The organism is Lutibacter sp. (genome assembly GCF_046055765.1).
Lineage (GTDB): Bacteria > Bacteroidota > Bacteroidia > Flavobacteriales > Flavobacteriaceae > Lutibacter.
The window spans coordinates 1-6,539 of sequence record NZ_JASFZF010000067.1 but is presented as its reverse complement, the minus strand read 5'-3'; the positions used below and the strand labels follow the sequence as shown (position 1 = coordinate 6,539).

8 protein-coding genes are annotated in these 6,539 nt (G+C 29.3%); 5 read left to right on the top strand and 3 right to left on the bottom strand.

Annotation, left to right across the window (positions count from 1 at the left end):
* A partial coding sequence (locus tag QM495_RS07025) for a DUF2975 domain-containing protein (protein ID WP_408671401.1) occupies positions 1-387 on the top strand: 387 nt, incomplete at its 5' end.
* A 1-nt stretch (position 388) separates the two neighbouring features.
* Positions 389-613: a helix-turn-helix domain-containing protein gene (locus tag QM495_RS07020; RefSeq protein ID WP_408671400.1), complete on the top strand. Its 225-nt coding sequence runs from the start codon at positions 389-391 to the stop codon at positions 611-613.
* A gap of 75 nt (positions 614-688) precedes the next feature.
* Here QM495_RS07020 and QM495_RS07015 read toward each other — a convergent pair whose 3' ends face one another.
* Complete coding sequence (locus tag QM495_RS07015; protein ID WP_408671399.1) at positions 689-1,141, bottom strand: hypothetical protein; 453 nt, start codon at positions 1,139-1,141, stop codon at positions 689-691.
* A gap of 215 nt (positions 1,142-1,356) precedes the next feature.
* Here QM495_RS07015 and QM495_RS07010 point away from each other — a divergent pair, with 215 nt between their 5' ends.
* Both QM495_RS07010 and QM495_RS07005 read left to right on the top strand, forming a co-directional pair.
* The gene (locus QM495_RS07010) at positions 1,357-2,514 is read left to right on the top strand and encodes a methionine aminotransferase (protein WP_408671398.1); all 1,158 of its coding nucleotides are present in this window, start codon (positions 1,357-1,359) and stop codon (positions 2,512-2,514) included.
* Positions 2,499-3,278 carry an amidohydrolase gene (locus QM495_RS07005; RefSeq protein ID WP_408671402.1) on the top strand — a complete coding sequence of 260 codons (780 nt, stop codon included), beginning with the start codon at positions 2,499-2,501 and terminating at the stop codon, positions 3,276-3,278. Before QM495_RS07010 ends, QM495_RS07005 begins: the two co-directional genes overlap by 16 nt.
* A gap of 18 nt (positions 3,279-3,296) precedes the next feature.
* On the opposite strand, the gene QM495_RS07000 is transcribed toward QM495_RS07005, so the two are convergent.
* On the bottom strand, positions 3,297-4,028 hold the full coding sequence (locus QM495_RS07000) for a lysophospholipid acyltransferase family protein (protein ID WP_408671397.1): 732 nt from the start codon (positions 4,026-4,028) through the stop codon (positions 3,297-3,299).
* 48 nt (positions 4,029-4,076) lie between these two features.
* Complete coding sequence (locus QM495_RS06995) at positions 4,077-4,511, bottom strand: hypothetical protein (protein WP_408671396.1); 435 nt, start codon at positions 4,509-4,511, stop codon at positions 4,077-4,079.
* Positions 4,512-4,655: 144 nt separating this feature from the next.
* Here QM495_RS06995 and QM495_RS06990 point away from each other — a divergent pair.
* The coding region (locus tag QM495_RS06990; protein WP_408671395.1) for an endonuclease at positions 4,656-6,539 on the top strand (1,884 nt) is incomplete at its 3' end.

Below are 6,539 nucleotides of genomic sequence, written 5' to 3'. Positions count from 1 at the left end.
ATCCCTTTTAGAATAAATGGCTTAGATTTTTTAGTTTCAAATCTTTCTTCTAAAATTACACTAGCAATCTCTTTGTGCTCTTATTTGGTAATAATTTATTCAATCTATTTGTTTAAGAAAATATTGCGTTATTTTAAAAATCTTAAAATATTTGATAATTATGTCATTGTGCAACTTAATAAAATAGGCTATTTATTAGTCATTTCTTCATTTTTAAATGGTGTACCAATATTTATATATCGGTTAATGATCAAACAAAAATTTAGTATTGATATAGGTCTCAGTCCCTTTATTTTATTAATTTCATTAGGGTTATTTTTTATGATTTTAAGTGAAATATTTAAAATATCTCAAACAATAAAAATAGAAAACGATTTAACAGTTTAATATGGCAATTATAATAAATCTTGACGTAATGCTTGCCAAGCGAAAAATGAAGAGTATGGAGTTAGCTGATAAAATTGGAATTACAAGAGCTAATCTTTCTATTCTAAAATCGGGTAAAGCAAAAGCAATTCGATTTTCTACCTTAGAAGCTATTTGTAAAGCTCTTGACTGTCAGCCAGCCGATATTTTAGAATTTTCAGATACACATATAATTTCAGAAATATAGTTTTGAATTATAGGAAACGTGTTACGTTCAAGCTAATTTCTTAAATCAGTTATAATAGTATTTATTACTTTCAATTTATATAGAACTCCGGTTAGGAATTTTATAACCTTTCCAAAACTGCATTAAAATAAACGATATAACAATTGATGATGAAATTCCTTCAGTAAAAATGGCAAAAGCTATTTCAATGGGAGTTAAATGATTCCCCCATATTTTTAAGTTCTCAATTACATGAATAAATGATGGGTTTATATAAAAAAGATAAATAGTTAATGAAAAAATTAGTAGTATTACCGCTAGAAGTGAAGTAGCAAAACCAATAAATAAATTTTGTAAGTAGTTAATATTGTTGTTTATATAAATATTTTTCTTCACAGCACTATTAATTCCCCAAAAAACAAACACAAAATTTAATAGACGTAATTCAGTTAGTTGTTCAAGCTTAAAAAGCTTCATTAAAAAGAAAAATAAAACAATACTTAGGTATATTTTTAAACTGTTTCTTATTATAATATTTTGTGAATTCATAATTATAATTTTTTAAGATATAGGGATTTAGTCTTTAAAATATTCAAAAAATTACAAAATAAAGCAAGAGATAGAGCAGTATTTAAAAAAAATAGTAATAAAAATTAATTTCTATGAAACATTACATTTAGAATAAATAAAACACTCTTTGCTTTTTAACACCTGTAGTATCTTAATTAATTTTGTATTTTTGGGAATTAATTTAAACTATTAATATGCCATCTTTTCAAAATTCATTTCAATCAAAATTACCTAAAATTCCAACCTCAATTTTTGCAATAATGAGTGGTTTGGCCACTAAAGAAAATGCACTTAATTTATCGCAAGGATTTCCAAATTTCGAAAGTGATTCTAAATTAATTGAGATGGTAAATGTTGCAATGAAAAATGGTAAAAATCAGTATGCACCAATGCCTGGAATTTTTAGTTTAAGGAAAATTATTGCTGAAAAAATGGAAAGTTTATACGGTGTTTCCTATAATCCTGATACTGAAATTACCATTACTGCGGGTGCAACTCAAGCAATTTTCACTACAATTGCAGCAACGGTTAAAAAAGATGATGAAGTGCTAATTTTTAAACCAGCTTACGATTGTTATGAACCAACAATAGCACTTTTTGGAGGAAAGACAATTGCAGTTCAATTAAATCCTGAAGATTTTAAAATAGATTGGAAAGAAGTAAAAAAGTTGATTAATAATAAAACGAGAATGATTATTATTAATTCTCCACATAATCCATCTGGTAGAGTTTTATCTAAAAATGATATGTTACAGCTAGAAGCATTGTTAAAAAACACGAACATACTTTTGTTGAGTGATGAGGTGTATGAACATATTATTTTTGATGGAGAGAAACATCAATCAGCAGCATTATTTCCTGCGTTGGCTGAAAGAACTTTTATAATGGCTTCCTTCGGAAAAACATTTCATAACACAGGTTGGAAAATGGGGTATTGTATTGCACCTGCTGAACTAACAAAAGAGTTTAGAAAAGTACACCAATTTAATGTGTTTAGTGTTAATCATCCAACTCAAGTTGCCTTAGCGGAATATTTAAAAACACCTTCAAATTATTTGGAATTAGGAAAATTTTATCAAGAGAAAAGAGATTTATTTTTAAGTTTAATTAAAGGTTCAAGATTTGAGTTTACACCATCAAAAGGCACTTACTTTCAGTTGTTAAATTTCAAAAAAATCACCATTGAAAGTGATGTTGATTTTGCAATTCGATTAACAAAAGAACAAAAAATAGCTGGGATACCAATTTCTGTATTTAATGAAAATAATTATGACACAAAAGTATTGCGTTTTTGTTTTGCTAAAACGAATGAAACCTTAAAAAAAGCCGCCGAAATATTATGCAACATCTAAAAATAGCATTGTTACAAGCTGCTATAGTTTGGCAAAATGCAGTAAAAAACAGAAAGCAGTTTTCAAATAAAATAAATGCAATTAATGAAGATGTTGATTTGATTGTTTTGCCTGAAATGTTTACAACGGGTTTTAGTATGCAACCGCAAGAAATAGCAGAAACTATGCAAGGTGAAACTGTTAAGTGGATGCAACAATTAGCTTCAGAAAAACAAGCCGCAATAGTAGGAACTATAATCATTTCTGAAAATAACAAGTATTATAATCGTTTTTTATTTGTGCACCCTTCAGGAGAAATTAATAGCTATGATAAAAGGCATTTATTCACATTGGCAGGTGAAGATAAAATTTATACTTCTGGAAATGATAAACTTATTGTTAACTATAAAGGTTGGAAAATTTGCCCACTTATTTGTTACGATTTGCGTTTTCCAGTTTGGGCAAGAAATGTTGAAGACTATGATATTATTTTATACGTTGCAAATTGGCCAAAACCTAGAATTGAAGCTTGGGATTCTTTATTAAAAGCGCGTGCTATTGAAAATATGAGTTATTCAATTGGAGTTAATAGAGTTGGGATTGATGCAAATAAACTTGAATATTGTGGTCACTCTGCAGTTTATGATTGTTTAGGTGGGAAATTAGCAACTGTAAAGTTAAATAAAGAAGAAATAATAATTACTACTTTAGATAAAAAGCATATAACTGAAGTAAGAAATAAATTAAATTTTTTGAACGATAAAGACTCTTTTGAAATACTATAAAAAGAACTATTTATCTGGTTAAGTGATGGCGTTTTTTATAGTAGTTTCAACTTTTTCAAATAAGTCTTCAAATTTCATGGAATCTGCTTTTATAGCTTCATGAATTTCAAAAGTAATTTTTGCACCTAAACCTAACGGAAACATTCCCTTTTTGTTAATTTTCCAACAATTGTTAATAGTTACAGGAACTACATAAGCTGAAGGTGTAAACTTAGTGAGCATTTTTAAACCATTTTCAGAAAATCGTTTAGGTTTTCCATCTTTACTTCTTGTTCCTTCAGGAAAAATAACAGCGGCATATTTATTATCTTCTATATATTTCCCAAATTTTTTAATGGCAGTTAAAGATTGTCTTGAGTCTTTTCTATCAATTAAAACAGAACCACCATGTGTTAAATTATAGGAAACAGCAGGAATTCCTTTGCCTAACTCAATTTTTGAAATAAACTTTGGATGGTGCTTTTTAAAATAACAGGAAAGAGGACAAATATCGTGCATACTTTGATGGTTAGATACAATAATTAAAGGTGCATTTTCTGGGATTTTGTAGTTGCTAGTAAATTGTATTCGTGTATCTAAAATATAGAGTAGAGATGTAAGAGTACAGTTCATTAAATCTACGGCTATTTTATGACCTTTATAGTTAAAAATATTAAATCCAAGCCATTGTAAGCTATGAAAAAACAATAGTAAAAAACCATAAAAAAGGTAAAATACTGAAGAAAGTATATAAGATAAAATTGTTTTCATAAAATAAAAAAGAAAACCCTAAACTAATTAGCTTAGGGAGTTAAAAATTTAATTAGTAAACCATAAATTCCAAGGAATTACACCAAGAATTAGAAGTAATGCAATACCATAAAAAACAGTAATAGTTTTAAATTTTGCAGTATCAGACGTTTTCTTTTTGTGTTTAACAAACCCAATTGTAATTAAAGTAATTGCAATAATAATCATTAAAGGATGTTCAACTAAAGGTTTTCTTAGTTCACTGTTTTTCATAACATAACCCATACCATGAGATTGCATAGTGTGAAAATAGGTAGAAGTTAAATAAGCAATAAAACCTAATATTAGCTGAATATGTGAAGCTATTAAAGCAAATAGAGAAATACGTAAATCTTTATCTTTAAACTCTTTTTTTGATGTTAAACCAAGTAATGCATTTACAACTGCAATTACTAAGATAATTAGCACAATGTATGCCCAATAAGAGTGAATCATTTTTGTCATAATAGTTAGTTTTAAGTAGAATGCGAATGTACTAAAATAAAGCTAATTTCTTAATGTAATAAATGTACACTTTAATATTGTTTTTATTTATAAATAAATAAGTAAATTTGTAGTTCGTTTAATAAAAAAATTAATAAAAATTATATGGTACAAAAATTACGCAATACTTTTTTTCTCTTTTTAGTTGCGGCTTCTATTTATAGTCAAACTATTCCAACATATTATAATGGATTAAATCTAAGCTTAACAGGTAACGACTTGTTTTTAGAACTATCAACGAGAATTATTGATACACACTCAGGAATTCCTTATACAGGTTCACCAGTTGATGTTTGGGATGCTTGTAAACTTGCTGATGAAGACCCAGATATTTCAACAAATGTGTTACTAATTTATGGTTTTGATAACACTGACGGTAATACTACAACTGATAGAACCAGAAATAAAGAGTTACAAGATACTGGCGGAACAACAGGAACTTGGAACAGAGAACATGTATTTGCTAAATCTTTAGCATTACCCAATTTTGGCACAAGCGAACCAGGACCTGGAACCGATGTTCATAATTTAAGACCTGCAGATACTCAGCGTAATACATCAAGAAGTAACAGAAAATTTACCGAAGGAAGTGGTGTCGCCTCTTATATAGCAGGAAACGGAGGTTGGTACCCAGGAGATGAATGGAAAGGTGATGTAGCTCGTATTGTAATGTATATGTATTTACGTTACCATGGAGATGGTTCTCAAGTTTCTCAAACGAAATGTTTACCAATAAATGTTGGTATTGGAACAGGAATAACTATTGATCCAAATATGATAAATTTATTTTTACAATGGAATGTTGAAGACCCAGTTTCTCCATTTGAAGCTAATAGGAACGAAGTACTTTCAGGAATTCAAATGAATAGAAATCCATTTATTGACAATCCATATTTAGCAACATTAATTTGGGATGGCTTAGTAGCTGAAGACAAATGGAATATGGGAGGAAGTTCTGATGCTGAAGCTCCAACAGCACCTACAAACTTAATTGCATCAAACATTACAGATGAATCTTTTGATATTACATGGACCGCTTCTACTGATAATGAAGGAGTTTATGATTACTCAATATATTTAGATGGTGTCTATAAAAAAGCATCAACTTCAACATCTGCAACGCTTTTAAATTTAGCTTCTGAAACAAACTATACTATTACTATTAAGGCTAGAGATGCAGCTTCAAATTATTCTGAATTTAGTGAGCCGCTCAATGTTACCACTTTAATTGGACCATATTATTTAGTTAAAGAGGACTTTGAAGATTGTGCGAACTCTAAATTCTTTGAATACAATGAAGCAAGTAATAAAGATTGGATTTGCCAAACAACATTTGGAGAGAATAATTCAGGCTCTTATGGAATAAATGGATATCAAGAAGATGTAGCAAGTAAAGATTGGTTAATTACCAAAACCCCAATTAATTTTGATACGGATACCGGTGAAAAAATAAGTTTTTATACGTCTGCAGAATATGGGTCATCCCTGTTAGAATTAGTATATTCATCAAATTATGATGGTTCAAGTAACCCTGCAAATTATACGTGGATTTCAGTTCCAAATGTTACGATACCAATTAAATCAAATACTAGTGCAACGAAAGAAGTATTTACTTTTACAGGTGTGGATATAAGTACTATTACTGGAAATGTATACATAGCTTTTAAGTACTATTCTAATGGTGTACCTACAAGATGGACAGTTGATAGTTTTGAAATTATTGCAGATAGACCAAATGAAGATTCAGATGGTGACGGTGTTTTAGATGCAGATGATTTATGTCCAGCTACTCCGGCAGGAGAAGTAGTAAATTCAGATGGTTGTTCCAACGGACAATTAGATGATGATGGAGATGGTGTTCAAAACAGTTTAGACTTATGTTCAGGTACCCCAGCAGGAGAAGTGGTAAATTCAGATGGATGTGGAGCTTCTCAATTAGATGATGATGGCGATGGCGTTATGAATAATCTGGATTTATGTTCAGACACC

What these genes read in the sequence shown, in the direction of transcription:
- QM495_RS07020 (WP_408671400.1), top strand. Translation starts at nt 389, where the DNA reads ATGGCAATTATAATAAATCTTGACGTAATGCTTGCCAAGCGAAAAATG.
- QM495_RS07015 (WP_408671399.1), bottom strand. Translation starts at nt 1,141, where the DNA reads ATGAATTCACAAAATATTATAATAAGAAACAGTTTAAAAATATACCTA.
- QM495_RS07010 (WP_408671398.1), top strand. Translation starts at nt 1,357, where the DNA reads ATGCCATCTTTTCAAAATTCATTTCAATCAAAATTACCTAAAATTCCA.
- QM495_RS07000 (WP_408671397.1), bottom strand. Translation starts at nt 4,028, where the DNA reads ATGAAAACAATTTTATCTTATATACTTTCTTCAGTATTTTACCTTTTT.
- QM495_RS06995 (WP_408671396.1), bottom strand. Translation starts at nt 4,511, where the DNA reads ATGACAAAAATGATTCACTCTTATTGGGCATACATTGTGCTAATTATC.